Here is a 16,649-nt window from a genome sequence, read left to right on the forward strand (position 1 = left end):
TTAGCGCAGGTTGACGGTGGTGCTGGCGCCGCCGGCCGGCAGCACGATGCGCGCATCCTCAAAGTGCGGGGCGCCGCGCTTGCCGATGGCGTTGTTACTGAAAGCGTAGTCCTCGATCGGCATGCCAACCGGATTGCGATCCAGCTTGCCGTTGCCATTGGCGTCGTGATACAGCGCGAACGCATATTCTCCGGCCGGCAGTTCCGCCGCCACCAGTTGTACCGTGCCGTCGTGGGCCGGCGCCGTCAGGGCGCGCAGCGGCTTGGTGGGAAAAGTCTCGGCGGAGTTGTAGATGGCGACCATCACCTGGCCGTCGGCGCTGGACACGCCCTCCACGTTGATGGTCAGATCGGCGGCAAACGCCGGCGCGGCGGCCGCAAACAGTGCGGCGAGAATAAACCTGGACATGCTGGGCTCCTGTGTGGATGAAGTGTGATGCCACTTTATCCAGCACCGCGCCAGTCCGCGCCGGCTTGCGACGAAATGCGCCTAGCGCGCGCGAATCGCGTCCCAGTGGCGCGAAATGATGTCCAGCATCTGCTCCACATCGACCGGCTTGGCGATGAAATCGTCCATGCCGGCGGCAATGCACTGGTCCTGCTCCGATTGCATCACGCCGGCCGTCATCGCCAATATCGGCAGCTTGAGGCCCAGTTGCCGCCGTATCTGGCGCGTGGCCTCGAAGCCGTCCATCACCGGCATCTGCACGTCCATCAGCACGATGTCGTAATCGGCCGCACGGTCGCGCAAACGCTCCACCGCCAGCTGGCCGTTTTCCGCCAGGTCGACGCTGGCGCCGGCGTGTTCCAGCATGCCGCGCGCCACCACCTGATTGAGTGGATGGTCCTCCACCAGCAGCAGGCGAACGCCCTGCAAGCGCGGCGTGTCTTCCATGGCCGGCGCCACGACCGCCACCGGAGCTGGCGCCGGGGTTTGCGGCTCGTCCAGCAGCCAGCCTTGCGTCGGCGCGTTTTGCCACACTGGCGGCTCAACCCTGGCATTGGCGTCGCCGACCACAAATGGCAGCGTCACCACGAATTCGCTGCCGGCGCCCTGCATGCTGCGTACCGTGATGTCGCCGCCCATCAGCTCAGCCAGACGGCGGCAGATCGCCAGCCCAAGCCCGGTGCCGCCAAAGCGCCGCGTGGTGGAAGCGTCGGCCTGGCTGAAAGCGGAAAACAGCCGGCTTTGCTGTTCCGTGTCCATGCCTATGCCGGTGTCGCGCACTGAGAAACGCAGGCGCACGCCCTCGCCCTGGTACGGCTGCGACGCCACCCGCAGCGTCACGCCGCCACGTTCAGTGAACTTGATCGCATTGCCGACCAGGTTGATGAGAATCTGCTGCAAGCGCATGGCGTCGCCCACCAGCACCGGCGGCACGTCCGCATCGGCGCCGATCGACAAGCCGATGCCGCGCGCGCTGGCGTTCAGCGTCATCACATTGGCGACCGAATCGAGCACCTCGCGCGGGCGGAACGCGGCCGGCGCCAGCTCCATGCGGCCGGCCTCGATCTTGGAAAAGTCCAGCACATCGTTCAGAATCCCCAGCAGCACCTGGCCGGACGACCGTATCATGCCGACGTACTCCTGCTGGCTGGCGCTGAGCGCGGTATTCTCCAGCAGGTAGGCCACGCCCAGCACCGCATTCATCGGCGTACGGATCTCATGGCTCATATTGGCCACGAATTCACTCTTGGCGCGGCTGGCCGCTTCGGCACGCTGCTCGCTGTTCTTGCGGTCCGTGATATTCATCGCGGTCAGGTAAAAGCCCAGCACCTTGCCGTCCGGCGCCAGATCCGGCACCAGATCCACCAGGAAGTGGTGCACGCCATCGGGGCCGTGGAAGTCGCGCTCGAAATGCAAGCGGCGCCCGTCCAGCGCCGCGCGCAGCTCTTCCAGCCACGGCTCCGCCGCCGCGCCAAACACCTCACTGACGGTTTTGCCGATCATGGTTTCGGGGGCGATGCCCCACTGGGTGCGGTAATAAGCGTTGGCGAAGCGGTAGCGCAGGTCGCGGTCCAGGTAGGCGATCAGCAGCGGCAGCGTATCGGCCAGCACCCGGGCGCGCCGCTCGCTCTCGCTGCCGCGGCGCTGCGCCGCCTCCCGCTCGGTCTTCTGGCGGGCGATGCTCACCACCGACAGCAGCGCGACCAGCGTGGCGAATAGCACGGATGCCGACACAATCAGCGCATCGTTGGAAGGCAGGGACAAGGTTTAGACTCGCTATGAACAGGATGAGAAAATATAACTCGGCCGTGGCTTTAATGCCAAACCATTCTGACAATATTTACGCTATAGTGGCTCATCGTTGACAACCCCACGAAACCGCCATGCGCGCGTTGATGCTTCTCACGCTGTGCTATGCCTTGATCGCCCGCGCCAGCCTGCTGCTGGCGTTCGCACATACCAACGCGACGCCGGTGTGGCCGCCATCGGGCATCGCCTTCGCGGCGCTGCTGCTGATGGGATATCGCGCCTGGCCGGCCATCTTTGCCGGCGCCCTGCTGGCCAACCTCGCCGCCTTCCATGCCAACGGCCTGCCTGTCGGCGGGAATATGGCCGTGGCCTCGCTACTGATCGCCGGCGGGAACACGCTGGAGGCGCTGTCCGGCGTGTGGCTGGTGCGGCGCTACTTCGACATCAAGCAGCCCATGGGGCAGCAGCAGAACGTCTACAAATTCGCCATGGTCGCCATGGCCATGTCCACCGTCAGCGCCGGCATCGGCAGCAGCACCCTGGTGCTACTCGGCCTGGCGCCGGCAGCCGCCTACAACACCATCGCCCTCACCTGGTGGGTGGGCGACACGGCCGGCGTGCTGTTGTTTGGCCCTGCGATCCTGATCTGGTGCGTGCGCCGCCCGCCGCGGTGGAACTGGCGCGGCGCACTGGAAATCGCCGTCTCGCTGCTGGTGCTGGCGGGGCTGGCATGGCTGGTGTTCGGCCGCCGCTACTCCTACGAGGACGGCCTGGGATGGATGCCTTACCTGTTTGTGCTGGCCATCGCCTGGTCGTCGTACCGCCATGGGCTGCGCGGCGCCGGCATGGTCTGCATCATCGCCGCCGGCAGCGCGGTGATGGGCACCATCCACGGACGCGGGCCGTTCGCGGTCGGCACCTTGAACGACGCGCTGATCGCGCTGGCCAGCTTCACCATGTTGTGCAGCCTGATCGCCATGGTGCTGTGCGCGGATGCCAGTGAGCGCAAGCGCGCCGGCAACGACACCACCAGTTACAACGCGGCCCAGTGGGGCACGCTGCTGATCGGCGTCGGCCTGACGGTGGCGGTGTGGCACCTGCTGTCGGTTGGCACCGAGCGCCGCGCGCAGGAGCAATTCGACGCCGAATGCGCCGACATCGCCAAGCGCATCAACCGCCGCATGGTGCTGTACGAATCCGGCCTGCGCGGTGCGCAAGCGCTGTTCAAGGCGCAGCAGGAGCCAACCCGCGACCAGTGGCGCGATTTCGTCGAGGGCATGGACCTGCACAACAACTTCCCCGGCGTGATGGGACTGGGCTACGGCATGTATCTGCGCGCCGACCAGCGCGCGGCCACGGAGCGGGAGATCCGCTACCAGGGCTATGAGGATTTCCACATCTGGAACAACAACAATGGCGCCGACGATCCCGGCGCCTCGGTCATTGTCATGTACCTGGAGCCGTTCGCCGGCCGCAATCTGCGCGCCTTCGGCTACGACATGATGTCCGAGCCGATACGCCGCGTCGCCTTGCAGCAGGCGGCGCGCAGCGGTTTGCCGGCCATGACCGGCAAAGTGGTGCTGGTGCAGGAGGAGCAGAAAGGCGGCCTGCCCGGCTTCCTCGTGTACTTCCCGATCTACCGCAAACAGGCGCAGTTGAAGGCCGACAGCGACATCGAGCAGCGCATGGCGGTCTTGCAGGGCTTTGCCTACAGCCCGATCCGCGCCGACGAATTGATGCAGGACTTGCTTGGCCCCGCCGACCAGACCGTGCGAACGGAGATTTTCGACGGCGACAGCACCGCACCGGGTGCGCTGCTGTTTGCCAGCGCGGGAGAGCCGGCCGATACGCAGCAGTATCCCAATCCCTATCGGCGCACGCTCAAGCTGCAACTGCTACAGCACCAGTGGACGCTGCGTTTCGCCTCGCAGCCCTCGTTCGAGAATTCCATCGACCGCCAGAAATCGCACATCGTGCTGCTGGCCGGCGTGATTATCAGCCTGCTGTTCTTTGGCGTGGTGCGCGCGCTGACGGCACGCCAGGCCTATGCCACGGCGCTGGCCAATCAGATGACGGCGGCGCTGCGCAAATCGGAAAGCTCGCTGATCGCCGCGCGCGACCAGGCCGAGGCGGCCAGCCGCGCCAAGAGCGAGTTCGTGGCCAACATGAGCCACGAGATCCGCACGCCGCTGAACGCGGTGCTGGGCATGACGCATTTGCTCAGCAATACCTCGCTGGCGGCCGAGCAGCTCAAATATGTGGACATGATACGGTCGTCGGGCAACTCGCTGCTCAGCATCCTGAACGACGTGCTGGATTTCTCCAAGATCGAAGCGGGCCGCATGGAGCTGGCGCCGGCGCCGTTCCAGCTGGCCGCCATGCTGGAAGCGATTGCCACCATCATGACCGTCAACGCCGGCGAAAAAGACCTGGAGCTGGCCATCGGCGTGCAGCCGGGCGTGCCGCAGGCGCTGGTGGGCGACGGCCACCGCTTGCAGCAGGTGCTGATCAACCTGGTCGGCAACGCCATCAAGTTCACGGAAAAAGGCGCGGTGTCGGTGCTGGTGGAACTGGCCGAGGCGCCGGCCACGCTGCGCTTCACCATCCGCGACAGCGGCATCGGCATACCGGCCGACCGCCTGGCGCAGTTGTTCGCGCCGTTCTCGCAGGCCGACGCCTCGATGACGCGCCGCTTTGGCGGCACCGGTCTTGGCCTGGCCATCTCGCGCCGCATCGCCGCGCTGATGGGCGGCACGATCGACGTGCGCAGCACGCCGGGCACGGGCAGCGAGTTCGTGCTGACCGTGCCCTTGCAGGCCGGCGCCGACCACGCCCCCGCCCTCGGTCCGGTGCAGCATCTGCTGATCGTCGACGACGACAGCACCAGCGCCGACTACCTGTGCCGCACCATCCGCGCGCGCGGCTGGAGCTGCGACAGCGCCAGCACCGGCGAACAGGCATTGACGCTGCTGCGCAGCCAGACGGTGCGCTACGACGGCGTGCTGGTGGACTGGGACATGCCCGGCATGAACGGCCTGGCCACCATGCAGGCCATCCGTTCCGACAGCGCCATCGCGCGCCTGCCGGTGATCCTGATGATCAGCGCCTTCGGCCAGGGCAAGCTGCTGCACACCGACGGCGCGCAGGCGGCCGATGCGGTGCTGCTCAAGCCGGTCACCAGCACCCGCCTGGTCGAGACGCTGCAACAGGCGCAGGCCAGCGCGCGCGAAGCGGCTGGCAGCCCGTCCTCCGCCGATGCCGACACCGGCGGCCAGCGCCTGGACGGCGTGCGGCTGCTGCTGGTGGAGGACAATCCGGTCAACCAGTTGGTGGCCAGCAGCATGCTCACCCATGCCGGCGCCGACATCGAAGCGGTCGACAACGGCCGCGCCGCGGTCGACCGTCTGCGCACCGACGCCCACCGCTACGACCTGGTGCTGATGGACGTGCAGATGCCGGAGATGGACGGCTTCGAGGCCACCACCCGCATCCGCGCCGAACTGGGACTGCATCTGCCGGTACTGGCCATGACGGCCGGCGTGATGGAATCCGAGCGCGAACAATGCCTCGCGTGCGGCATGAATGACTTCATCGCCAAGCCGATCGACGTCGACGAAATGCTGCGCGTCATCATCCGCAATCTGCCCGCCGCGCGCCAGGCGGCATCCGGCCGCTAGCGCGGAAACCCTTGCGGCAAGCTTGCCGTTTGCATCATGTGAATACGATTTCATGTTGCCAGTCGTTGCCCGACCACAACGGAAATGTCACAATTCCGCAGAAAAGAGTACACACAAGCTGCCCTCCGGTCCACACTGACCTCGCACCCGGGCCAAAACCGGGATGCGACCACAACAAAGGAGGGAAACAATGATCAAGACCACGCTGGCGATATCCACCCTGGCAGCATGCGGCACCTTCTCATCCGCTTTGGCGCAAGACACATCCCCCGTTACGATCGCCGGCTTCGGCACGGCGGCACTCACCAAGACCAACAACGACCTGGGTGAATTCGCGCGCACCGGCCAGGCCGCCGGCGCCGGCAAGGATGCCCGCACCGGGGTCGACTCCGATTTCGGCGTGCAGGCCACGGCCAAATGGAATGACCAGATCTCGTTCACGGCGCAGGGGCTGGCGCGCAAGCATGGCGACACCGATCAGTACACCGCCGAGCTGGCCTGGGCATTTGCCAAATTCAAGGCCAATGACGATTTCTCGGTGCGGCTGGGCCGCATTGGCCTGCCGATCTACATGATCTCCGATTCGCGCAACATCGGCTTTGCCAACACCATGCTGCGCCCGCCCACCGAGGTGTACCAGCAGGTGCCGCTGGACAACGCCAACGGCGGCGACGTGATCTACCAGCATAGTTTCGGCGATACCACCGCCACCGCCCAATTCGCGTTGGGCGTCGCCAAGGACCATTCGCGCGGCGGCACCACCGTCAACTCCAGCTCCCAGGTGGCCTCACTGACACTGGAGAACGGCCCGTTCACCTATCGCCTCGGCCATGCGCGCGCCAATGTCAGCGTCCACAGCCCCGCCCTGGAGCAACTGGTGGCCGGCGTCAAGGCCGCCAGGCTCGGCATTGCCGACCAGTTGAACGTCATCGACTTCACCGGCAAGTTCACCTCGCTCGGCCTGATCATGGACTACAAGAACGTGCTGGCCCAGGCCGAGTATGCCAAGCGCAAAACCGACACCCGCCTGATCCCCGACACCACCTCGTGGTATCTGATGCTGGGCTACCGCTGGGGCGCCTTCGTGCCCTACTACGTGCACGGCAACGCCAAACAGGACAGCATCCGCAGCTTCTCCGGCCTGCCGACCACAGGACCGCTGGCGGCGCTGAGCGCCGGCGTCAACGGCGCCATCAAGGCCGGGCTGCAAACCACCGACGCCGTCGGCCTGCGCTGGGACTTCTACAAGTCGGCCGCCTTCAAGGTGCAGATCGACCGCGTCCGTCCGCGCGACGGCGCCGGCTATTTCATCAACACCCAGCCAGGCTTCAGCGGTCCCGTGACCGTCTACGCGGCCGCGGTCGATTTCGTCTTCTAAGGAGGCCGCCATGCATACGACTATCGGCAAACTGCTGCTGGCGGCCGGCGTCTGGCTGGCCGCCGCGCCCGCGTTCGCGACCGAGATCGTGGTCATCGTCAATCCCAAGAACCCCGCGACCCGCATGTTCAGCGAGCAGGCCGCCCAGTTCTTTCTTGGCAAATCGACGCTGTTCACGCCGGTCGAACACGCTGACGGCCCGCTGCGCAACGAGTTCTACAAGAAGGTGCTGGACAAGGACGCCACGCAGGTCAAGGCCATCTGGTCCAAGCTGGTGTTCACCGGCAAGGCCACCGCGCCCAAGGAGTACGGCTCCAGCGCGGAGGTGAAGAAAGCCGTGGCGGCCGACGCCAACGCCATCGGCTACATCGAGAAGTCGGCGGTGGACGACAGCATCAAGGTGATCCTGACGGTGCCGTAATCCTAGCCCTCCACCACAATGGCGGGCCGCAGCCGCTTGCGCGAAGTGCGCGCATGCGGCACCCAGGCGTGGGTCTGCCAGCGCCGCCACATGATGAGGCCACGTATCCACTCATCGGCGGCGTAGGCGATCCACACACCCGGCAGGCCCCAGCCCAGCACCACGCCGAGCAGCCAGCTGCCGCCGGCCAGCACGAACAGCATCGAGAACGCGCCCGCCATCACCGGGAAGCGCGCGTCGCCGGCCGCCCGCAGCGCATTGATCACCACCAGATTGAAGGTGCGGCCCGGCTCCAGCAGCACCGTGATCCACAGCAGCGTGGCGCCGGCCGCGATAATCTCATGATCCTGGGTGAACCAGCCAAGCAGCCAGCGGCCCAGCAGCGCGGCGGCGGCGGCAATCAGCACGCACACCACCAGGCCGCGCGCCAGCGAGCGCCTGACCACGCGGTGCGCCTCGCGCAGCTGGCCGGCGCCGATCAGGTAGCCGACCACGATTTCCACCGCCAGCCCGGTGGCGATACTGAACATCATCACCCCGCCCATCAGTTGCAGCACATAGGCTTGCGTGGCCAGCGCCTTGGCGCCCAGTTCCGCCGCCGTCGCCACGCTGACCATGAAGGCCAGCCGCCAGGCGATGTTCTCGGCCGCTCCCGGCAGGCCGATATGCAGCACCGCCGCCAGTTCGCGCCGCGGCAGGCGCCACCAGTCATCGCGCCGCACACTGATATGCAGGTGCACGCGCCACATCAGCAGGTGCAGCGCCAGCCCCACCATGCGGCTGAAGGTCAGCGCGAACGCAAAGCCGGGCAGGCCCAGCGCCGGCAGCGGCCCCCAGCCATACATCAGCGGCAGGGCCAGCAGCAGATGGGTGACGTGCATGATGATCAGCACCACCAGCGTGTCGCGCGTGCGCAGGTGGGCGCGCATCACGCCGGCCATCGAGGCGTTCCAGGCGTCGAACAGCATGGCCGGCCCCAGCGCCACCAGAAACGGCGCCGCCAGCGGAAACACTTCGGCCGGGGTGTTCAGCAGATGCAGCAAGGGCGTGGCGCCCAGCATGGCGATCAGGCCGGTGATGGCGCCCAGCCAGGTGCTGGCGCCGACCACCGCGCAGGCCACCTGGTTGGCCGCCTCGCGCTGGCCGCCGCCCAGGTTCTGGGTGACCACCACGCTGACGCCGGCACCGATGATGCGGAACAGGATGAACAGCGCCGCCGACACCTGGCTGGCGATGGCAAACGCGCCGCCCGCCTCGTCGGAAATGCGCGAGGCCAGCGCCGTGCCGACCACGCTGGCGACGATCGCCAACCCCAGTTCGACCAGCAAAGGCCACGCAAGGTTGAACATGGGCGGCGAGCGGATCGGCTGCTTGGTGGCTGGCATAGTGAATTTTAGGAATTATTGCAACTTCCGTTACTTTACCTCATGTAGCCAGCCAACAACGCAATGGGGGCGATTTAGTTTCCGATTTAGCAAAGACTCGACTTATACTATGAAAGCATCTTGCGGGCGCCGTCCGCCCACGGATGCAGCAACGATAGCCTGATGAAAAATATTACAATTGCCCTGTTCGCCGCCCTCGCGCTGCTGGCACCGGGCGGGGCCGCGCTAGCGACTGGTTCCGCTCTACAGTCCAGCGTCGTTGCCGCCACCACAGCCGCCGATTCCGGCATGCTGATCGAACCGATCATGGACGTGGTCACCATTCCGGCGCCGCTGCGCGCCGATGTGCGTCCGGTCACGCTGGCGCAGCTGGAGGACCAGTTGCGCCGCCCCGAGGTGCAGGCTTCGCTCAACAAGGGCAGCATCGCGGTGGTCTACCCCAATGTGGAGGAGCCGTTCCGCTCCGCCTTCCTGGCCATGATCCAGGGCATCGAGGACCGCATCAAGCTCAAGGTGCGCAGCTATCCGGTCGATCCCAGGGTCGATACCGCCGAACTGAACAACACCCTCAAACGCAGCGGCACCAAGGTGGTGATCGCGCTGGGCCGCCAGGGCCTGAACGCCACCGCCGGCCTCGACCGCGAAATCTCGGTGCTGGCCGGCGGCGTGCTGCTGCTGTCGGAATCGGAAAACGTCATGGGCATCAGCATGACGCCCGATCCGGCCATGCTGTTCTCGCGCCTGCGCCTGCTGCTGCCGGAGCTGCGCCGCATCATCGTGGTCTACAACCCGGCCAAGTCGGACTGGCTGATCAAGCTGGCGCGCGAGGCGGCCAAGGCGCAGAACCTGGAACTGTCGGCCCACGTGGCGGGCGACCTGGCCGGCGCCGCCAAGCTGTATAGCCAGCTGATCGCCGCCGCCGACAACCGCCATGACGCGGTCTGGCTGCCGCACGACAGCACCACGGTAGAGGAAAGCACCATCTTGCCGCTGGTGCTGCGCGAATCGTGGAACAGCAACCTGCCGCTGTTCTCCAGCAATGTGCTGCACGTGAAAAAAGGCGCGCTGTTCGCCATGGTGCCGGACAACGTGGAACTGGGCCGCACGCTGGCCGCATCGGCCATGGGCGTGATCGCCGGCGAAGTGCGGCGCCGTCCGCTGGTGCCGCTGCGCGAGCTGCAAACCGCCATCAACCTGCGTACCGCCAGCCATATCGGCCTGAATCTGGGCGCGCTCCAGCAGCGCAGCTTCGATTTCGTCTATCCCCAACCCTGAGCGCGATGAATATGTTCCGCAATTTTTTACGCCGCACCGGGTTCCAACGCCAGCTGACCATCATGGTGTCGGCGGCGATTCTCGGCCTGGCCGTGTTCTCGGCCCTGATGAACGCCTGGGCCGCCAATTCGCGCATGCGCGACCACTTCGTCGGCCAGGGCCAGCGCATTGCCGACAACCTGGCGCGCCAGAGCACACTGGCGCTGTTGTTCCATTCGGCCGAAAACGCACGCGACGTGGTCAACGCCACGCTGGCCTTCCCGGACGTCGCCGGCTTGCAGATCATGGACGCGCGCCGCGCGGTGCTGCTGTCGCGCGCGCAGAACGGCGCCCAGCTGGATGCCGCGCTGTTCAGCGCCGCGCCGCCATCGCGCGCCGGCATGGTCGGAGAAAGCGCGAAAGGCTGGGTATTCGTGGCGCCGGTGTACGGCGGCCAGAGCGAAGCCTCGCCGTTTGAATTGCAGGAGCACCAGCAGCAGTTGCTGGGCTATGTGCACGTCCAGCTGTCCAAGGAAACCCTGAACCAGCTCACCTGGTCCCTGCTGCTGGGGAACCTGGGCCTGACGCTGTCGTTCGCCGTGATTCTGCTGGTGCTGGCGCGCCTGCTCACGCGCCACATGCTGAATCCCCTGAACGCCTTGTCGCGACTGATGCGCAGCGCGGAAGCCGGCGAATCCGGCATGCGCGCCACCCCGGCCGGCCCGCGCGACCTGATCGAAATGGGCCAGGCCTTCAACCAGATGATGAATGTGCTGGAACAGCGCGAGGCGGAGCTGAAGGAATCGCGCGACGCCGCCGTCAACATGGCGCAGATGAAGGCGCAGTTCGCGGCCACTGTCAGCCATGAGGTGCGCACCCCGCTCAACGGCGTGGTCGGCATGCTGGACATGCTGAAGGAAACCCGCCTGACCCAACGCCAGCAGGAATTCGTCGATGTCGCATGGAACTCCTCGCGCACCCTGATCGCGCTGATTAACAACATTCTCGACTTCTCCAAGATGGAAGCCGGCAAGCTGGCGCTGGAGGAAACGGAATTCAGCCTGGCCGTGCTGCTGTCCGAAGTGACCGAGCTGCTGGCCCGTCCGGCGCAGCAAAAAGGCGTGGGCGTGAGCTGGGTGGTGGCCGACGCGGTGCCGCCGCGCGTCGTCAGCGACGCCCTGCGCCTGCGCCAGATCCTGATCAACCTGACCGGCAACGCCGTCAAGTTCACCGAACGCGGTGAAGTGACCATCACCGTATCGCTGGCCGCCGCCGAGCCGCTGCTGCTGTCGTTCGAGGTGCGCGACAGCGGCATCGGCATGAGCGAAGAGGTGCAGCGCCGCCTGTTCGAAGCCTATGTGCAGCCCGACCCCAGCACCACGCGCCGTTACGGCGGCACGGGCCTGGGCCTGGCCATCTGCAAGCAACTGGTGGAACTGCTGGGCGGCGAGATCGGCGTGCGCAGCATGCTGGGCAGCGGCACCACCTTCACCTTCTCGATTCCATGCCGCGCCGCGCAACAGGCCCCAGCCATACAGCCGGCGCAGCTGCTGCAAGCCACCGTGCCGCATGCGCCGCCGCGCGCCCTGCCGCAGCGCCAGTTCCGCGTGCTGATCGCGGAAGACAACCGCACCAATCAGATGGTGGCGGCCGGCATGCTGGCCATGAACGGCTGCGTGTGCGAATTCGCCGCCGACGGCGTGGAAGCCGTGCGCGCCGCCCAGCGCGAGCGCTTCGACCTGATCCTGATGGATTGCAGCATGCCGGAGATGGACGGCTACGAAGCCACCGCCCACATCCGCATCGCCGAGCAGGCGATGGGTCGGCGCACGCCGCTGGTCGCCATGACCGCCAACACCCAGATCGGCGATGCCGAAAAATGCCTGGCCGCCGGCATGGACGACTATCTGGCCAAGCCGATCACCCTGGTCGAACTGCGCCACAAGCTGGAGAAATGGCTGCCGCACGGCGCCCCCGGTGGTGCCACCAGTGCCACCAGTGCCGCCGGCGCCGGCGCCGACGATGCCGGCGCGCCGGCCGGCACGCCGGTGCTGGACCACGCGCAAGCAGCCCGCCGCCACGCCGTGCGGGCCGCCGGCAACGCGCCGGTCGATCTGGACATCTTCGACAAATTACGCGAAGTACTGGGCGACTCGCTGCCGCACGCCGTCACGCCCTACCTGGAAGACACGCCGGTCTGCCTGGACGAACTGGCGCAGTCGGTGCGCAGCGGCGACATGAACACCGCCCGCAACCGCGCCCACGCGCTCAAGGGCTCGTCCGGCAATTTCGGCGCCACCGTGCTGGCGCAACTGGCGCTGGAGGCGGAACAATTCGCCGCCGCCGGCAAACCGGAACACATCACACCGCTGTTGAAGCCAATGAACGAACAGTTCCTGGCGCTGGCCGCATTCCTGCGCGCGGAGCTGAGCTACGCCGAGCCGGAAGACCTGCACCTGAGCGAAGACACGCCGCAAGTGCTGGTGGTGGACGACGACCGCAGCACCCGCAGCACCCTGCGCCACACCTTGCAGCGCGACGGTTTCCGCGTGGAGGAAGCCTCGGACGGCCAGCAGGCGCTGGCCATGCTGACCCGCTTCCAGCCGGACGTGATCCTGATGGACGCCATGATGCCGGTGATGGACGGCTTCACGGCCTGCGCCCGCATGCAGGAATTGCCGAACGGCGCCGACATCCCGGTACTGATGATCACCGCGCTGCAAGACAACTCCTCGGTGGAGCGCGCCTTCGCCGCCGGCGCCAGCGACTACATTCCCAAGCCGATCCACTACGCCGTGCTGTCGCAGCGCGTGCGTCGCATCATCGAGGCCAACCGCGCGGAGAAGCGCATCCGCCACCTGGCCTACAACGACGTGCTGACCAACCTGCCGAACCGCACCCTGTTCTTCGAACTGCTGGGCAAGAGCATCGACCACGCGCGCGCGGCTGGCCAGCAGGTGGCGGTGCTGTTCATGGATCTGGACCGCTTCAAATACGTCAACGACAACCTGGGCCACGACGTCGGCGACCGCCTGCTGCAAGGCGTGGCCCAGCGCGTGCGCCAGACCGTGCGCTCGGCCGATTCGGTGGCGCGCCTGGGCGGCGACGAATTCACCGTGGTGCTGAATGAGCTGGACAGCCCGGCGGCGGCCGCCACCGCCGCCCACAACATCGTGCGCGCCCTGGCGGCGCCCTTCCCGATCGACGGCCACGACATCTTCGTCACCGCCAGCGTCGGCATCGCCATGTTCCCGCATGACGGCGGCGACGTCGCCAGCCTGGTCAAGCATGCCGACAGCGCCATGTACCGCGCCAAGCGCACCAACACCGGCTTCCAGTTCTACGAACCGTCGATGGAGCACTCCATCTCCGAACACGTGCGGCTGGAGAGCGACCTGCGGCGCGCCATGGAACAGCAGCACCAGCTGGAAGTCCATTACCAGCCGCAGGCTAGCCTGTCCAGCCGCCACATCATCGGCATGGAAGCGCTGGTGCGCTGGCGCCATCCGACGCGCGGCATGATACCGCCGGCCGACTTCATCCCGCTGGCCGAGGAAACCGGCATCATCAACCAGCTGGGCGACTGGGTGCTGCGCACCGCCTGCGCCCAGCTCCAGCAGTTCATCCGCAACGGCCTGCCGGAGATGCGGGTGGCGGTCAACCTGTCGGTGCGCCAGCTGCTGCAAAAAGACTTTGCCGCCTCGGTGGAAGCGGTGCTGGCCGATACCGGCCTGCCGCCGCATCTGCTGGAACTGGAGATCACCGAGAGCACGCTGATGGAAAACGCCCAGGACACGCTGGCCGCGCTGCACCGCCTGCGCGAGCTGGGCGTGCGCCTGTCGATCGACGATTTCGGCACCGGCTACTCGTCGCTGTCCTATCTGAAGCGCTTCCCGGTCGACATCATCAAGATCGACCGTTCCTTCGTGCAGGACCTGCCGCAGGATTCGGACGACGCGGCCATCGTCAGCGCCATCATCGCGCTGGCGCACAGCCTGCGGCTGGAAGTGGTGGCCGAAGGCGTGGAGACCGACCAGCAACTGGCCTTCCTCAGCAGCCGCTCGTGCGATCTGATGCAGGGCTACCACCTTAGCCCGGCCGTCCCGGCGGACCAGTTCGAAGACCTGGCGCGGCGCGTCATTAAAAAAATAAACAGGGAGATAGCCTCTTGAACACGCCGCGCGCCCGACGGCTGTACGCCACGGCGGCACTGGCACTGCCGCTGATGTCAGCCCATGCCGCCCCGGTGGGTGAAGACGACGAACTGGCGCTGGTCTACGGCGCCGGCGACAACGTCAGCATCGCCACCGGCAACCTGCAATCGCTGCGCCGCGCGCCGGCGGTGGCGTCGGTGGTCACGGCGGCCGATATCGCCGCCATGGGCGCGACGGACCTGGACCAGATCCTCGAAAGCGTGGCCAGCATCCACGTCAACCGCACGCCCAACAGCTATTCGCCGCTGTACGTGGTACGCGGCATCATCAGCCCGTACGGGCCGCAAATCCTGATGCTGCAAAACGGCGTGCCGATCACCACCGCCTATGTCGGCAACAAGGGCAATATCTGGGGCGGCTACCCGGTCGAGCATATCGCGCGCATTGAAATCATCCGCGGTCCCGGCTCGGCCCTGTATGGCTCGGACGCTTTCTCCGGCGTGATCAACATCATCACCAAGAGCGCCGCCGAAACCCCGGGCACCGAGATCGGCGCCCGCGCCGGCTCCTTCAGCACCTACGACGGCTGGGTGCAACACGGCGGCAAGATAGGCGCGGTGGACGTGGCGGCCTACCTGCGCGTGGGCTCGACCGACGGCTTCCATAGCAACCTGGAAGCCGATGCGCAAAGCCGCAACGACAAACTGTTCGGCACACACGCCTCGCTGGCGCCGGGCCAGCTGAATAACCAGCTGAAGGCGATCGACGCCAACCTGGACCTGATCTACGGCCAATGGCGCGCGCGCTTTGGCTACAAGCGCCGCTACGACATGGGCAGCGGCGCCGGCATCGCCTCGGCGCTCGACCCGGTCGGCCGCCAGCAAAGCGAACGCATTACCTCCAGCCTGAGCTGGACCGAACCGCAGGTGACGCGCGATCTCGGGCTGGGCGCCAGCCTGAGTACCCAGCAATATACGCAGGACATGTCGACCCTGTATCGCCTGCTGCCGCCGGGCACGGTGCTGCCGACCGGCGCCTTCCCGGACGGGATGATCGCGGCGCCCGAAACCTGGGAGCGCGCCTACCGCTTCTCCGTCTATGCCGACTACAGCGGGCTGCAAGGCCATCACCTGCGCCTGGGCGCCGGCCATGACGACATCGATTTATACCGGGTGCGCGAGCACCGCAACTTCAACTACACCGCCAACGGCACGCCGATCCCGCTGCCTGCCGTGGTGGAGACCACCTACACCACGCCCTTCATCCGTCCGCAGCGGCGCAAGATCGACTACGTGTATTTGCAGGACGAATGGAACTTCGCCGCCGACTGGAACCTGACCGCCGGCGTGCGCCATGATCAGTATTCGGACTTCGGCGGCACCACCAATCCGCGCATGGCGCTGGTGTGGGACGCCAGCTTCGACCTCACCGCCAAGCTGCTGTACGGCCGCGCCTTCCGCGCGCCGGCCTTCGCGGAAAGCTACGGCATCACCAATCCGGTGGCGCTGGGGAATCCCAACCTGAAGCCGGAACGCAACGCGACCGCCGAGTTATCGTTTGCCTGGCAGGCGCGCAACGACGCGACGGTCAACCTGACCTTCTATCGCTACGATATGAAGAACATCATCCGCACCGTGCCGAACGCGCTGGCCGGCACCGGCGCCACCTACGCCAACACCGGCAACCAGACCGGCCATGGCGTCGAAGTCGAGTCCACCTGGACCGTGAACCGCGACCTGCGCCTGTCCGGCAACTACGCCTGGCAGCGCTCGACCGACGAAACCACCCACACCGACGCCGGCTACGCGCCGCGCAACCATCTGTACGGCCGTGGCGAGTGGGCCTTCGCCAGCGGCTATCAAACGGGCGCGCAGGTGAACTGGGTGGCGGGACGCAAACGCGCCGCCGGCGACCTGCGCGCGCCGCTGCACGACTACACCACGCTGGATCTGACGCTTGCCACTCGCAATGGCCGCAACCAGTGGAACTTCTCGGCGGCCCTGCGCAACGTCTTCAACACCGACGTGCGCGAACCGAGTCCGGCGCCGGGCCTGAGCCTGCCCTACGATCTGCCGATGGCGCCGCGTGCCATCTCATTGCAAGCCTCAATCCAGACCCGCTAGGGTAAACGGCGCATAGGCCGTAAGGCAGATTATCCCGCCCGTTCTTTCAGCTAGGATGGAT

At 66.5% G+C, this 16,649-nt stretch carries 9 protein-coding genes; 6 read left to right on the forward strand and 3 right to left on the reverse strand.

The genetic code is table 11. From position 1 onward, the window contains the following. Nucleotides 1-408 (reverse strand): DUF2141 domain-containing protein, encoded by a 408-nt coding sequence (locus tag GM676_RS02600; protein WP_155461805.1) that lies wholly within the window; start codon nucleotides 406-408, stop codon nucleotides 1-3. Nucleotides 409-489: 81 nt separating this feature from the next. Next, the gene (locus GM676_RS02605) at nucleotides 490-2,211 is read right to left on the reverse strand and encodes an ATP-binding protein (RefSeq protein ID WP_155461806.1); all 1,722 of its coding nucleotides are present in this window, start codon (nucleotides 2,209-2,211) and stop codon (nucleotides 490-492) included. Nucleotides 2,212-2,330: 119 nt separating this feature from the next. Between GM676_RS02605 and GM676_RS02610 the strand changes: the two genes are divergently transcribed. From GM676_RS02610 to GM676_RS02620, 3 genes are all read left to right on the forward strand, one after another. Then, the gene (locus GM676_RS02610; RefSeq protein WP_155461807.1) at nucleotides 2,331-5,873 is read left to right on the forward strand and encodes a CHASE domain-containing protein; all 3,543 of its coding nucleotides are present in this window, start codon (nucleotides 2,331-2,333) and stop codon (nucleotides 5,871-5,873) included. 190 nt (nucleotides 5,874-6,063) lie between these two features. Beyond that, a complete protein-coding gene (locus GM676_RS02615) occupies nucleotides 6,064-7,251 on the forward strand; it encodes a hypothetical protein (protein WP_155461808.1) in 1,188 nt (395 codons plus the stop codon). 10 nt (nucleotides 7,252-7,261) lie between these two features. Next, complete coding sequence (locus GM676_RS02620; protein WP_155461809.1) at nucleotides 7,262-7,672, forward strand: type 2 periplasmic-binding domain-containing protein; 411 nt, start codon at nucleotides 7,262-7,264, stop codon at nucleotides 7,670-7,672. A 2-nt stretch (nucleotides 7,673-7,674) separates the two neighbouring features. Here the strand turns inward: GM676_RS02620 and GM676_RS02625 are convergent, their stop codons facing one another. Next, nucleotides 7,675-9,057 (reverse strand): MATE family efflux transporter, encoded by a 1,383-nt coding sequence (locus GM676_RS02625; protein ID WP_155461810.1) that lies wholly within the window; start codon nucleotides 9,055-9,057, stop codon nucleotides 7,675-7,677. A 162-nt stretch (nucleotides 9,058-9,219) separates the two neighbouring features. On the opposite strand from GM676_RS02625, the gene GM676_RS02630 reads away from it, so the two are divergent. Genes GM676_RS02630 through GM676_RS02640 form a run of 3 tightly spaced genes read left to right on the forward strand, consistent with a single transcriptional unit; the run spans nucleotide 9,220 to nucleotide 16,588 of the window. Beyond that, nucleotides 9,220-10,332 carry an ABC transporter substrate binding protein gene (locus GM676_RS02630; protein ID WP_155461811.1) on the forward strand — a complete coding sequence of 371 codons (1,113 nt, stop codon included), beginning with the start codon at nucleotides 9,220-9,222 and terminating at the stop codon, nucleotides 10,330-10,332. An 11-nt stretch (nucleotides 10,333-10,343) separates the two neighbouring features. Further along, entirely contained in the window at nucleotides 10,344-14,483 is a 4,140-nt protein-coding gene (locus GM676_RS02635) for an EAL domain-containing protein (RefSeq protein ID WP_155461812.1), read from the forward strand. Beyond that, complete coding sequence (locus GM676_RS02640; RefSeq protein WP_229262485.1) at nucleotides 14,480-16,588, forward strand: TonB-dependent receptor plug domain-containing protein; 2,109 nt, start codon at nucleotides 14,480-14,482, stop codon at nucleotides 16,586-16,588. The genes GM676_RS02635 and GM676_RS02640 overlap by 4 nt, the downstream gene beginning before the upstream one ends. The last annotated feature ends 61 nt before the right edge of the window (nucleotides 16,589-16,649 follow it).

Origin of the sequence: Duganella radicis, from assembly GCF_009720825.1 — a bacterium.
In the GTDB taxonomy this organism is placed as follows: Bacteria; Pseudomonadota; Gammaproteobacteria; order Burkholderiales; family Burkholderiaceae_D; genus Rugamonas; species Rugamonas radicis.

What these genes read in the sequence shown, in the direction of transcription:
- GM676_RS02625 (WP_155461810.1), bottom strand. Translation starts at nt 9,057, where the DNA reads ATGCCAGCCACCAAGCAGCCGATCCGCTCGCCGCCCATGTTCAACCTT.
- GM676_RS02610 (WP_155461807.1), top strand. Translation starts at nt 2,331, where the DNA reads ATGCGCGCGTTGATGCTTCTCACGCTGTGCTATGCCTTGATCGCCCGC.
- GM676_RS02630 (WP_155461811.1), top strand. Translation starts at nt 9,220, where the DNA reads ATGAAAAATATTACAATTGCCCTGTTCGCCGCCCTCGCGCTGCTGGCA.
- GM676_RS02615 (WP_155461808.1), top strand. Translation starts at nt 6,064, where the DNA reads ATGATCAAGACCACGCTGGCGATATCCACCCTGGCAGCATGCGGCACC.
- GM676_RS02600 (WP_155461805.1), bottom strand. Translation starts at nt 408, where the DNA reads ATGTCCAGGTTTATTCTCGCCGCACTGTTTGCGGCCGCCGCGCCGGCG.
- GM676_RS02635 (WP_155461812.1), top strand. Translation starts at nt 10,344, where the DNA reads ATGTTCCGCAATTTTTTACGCCGCACCGGGTTCCAACGCCAGCTGACC.
- GM676_RS02620 (WP_155461809.1), top strand. Translation starts at nt 7,262, where the DNA reads ATGCATACGACTATCGGCAAACTGCTGCTGGCGGCCGGCGTCTGGCTG.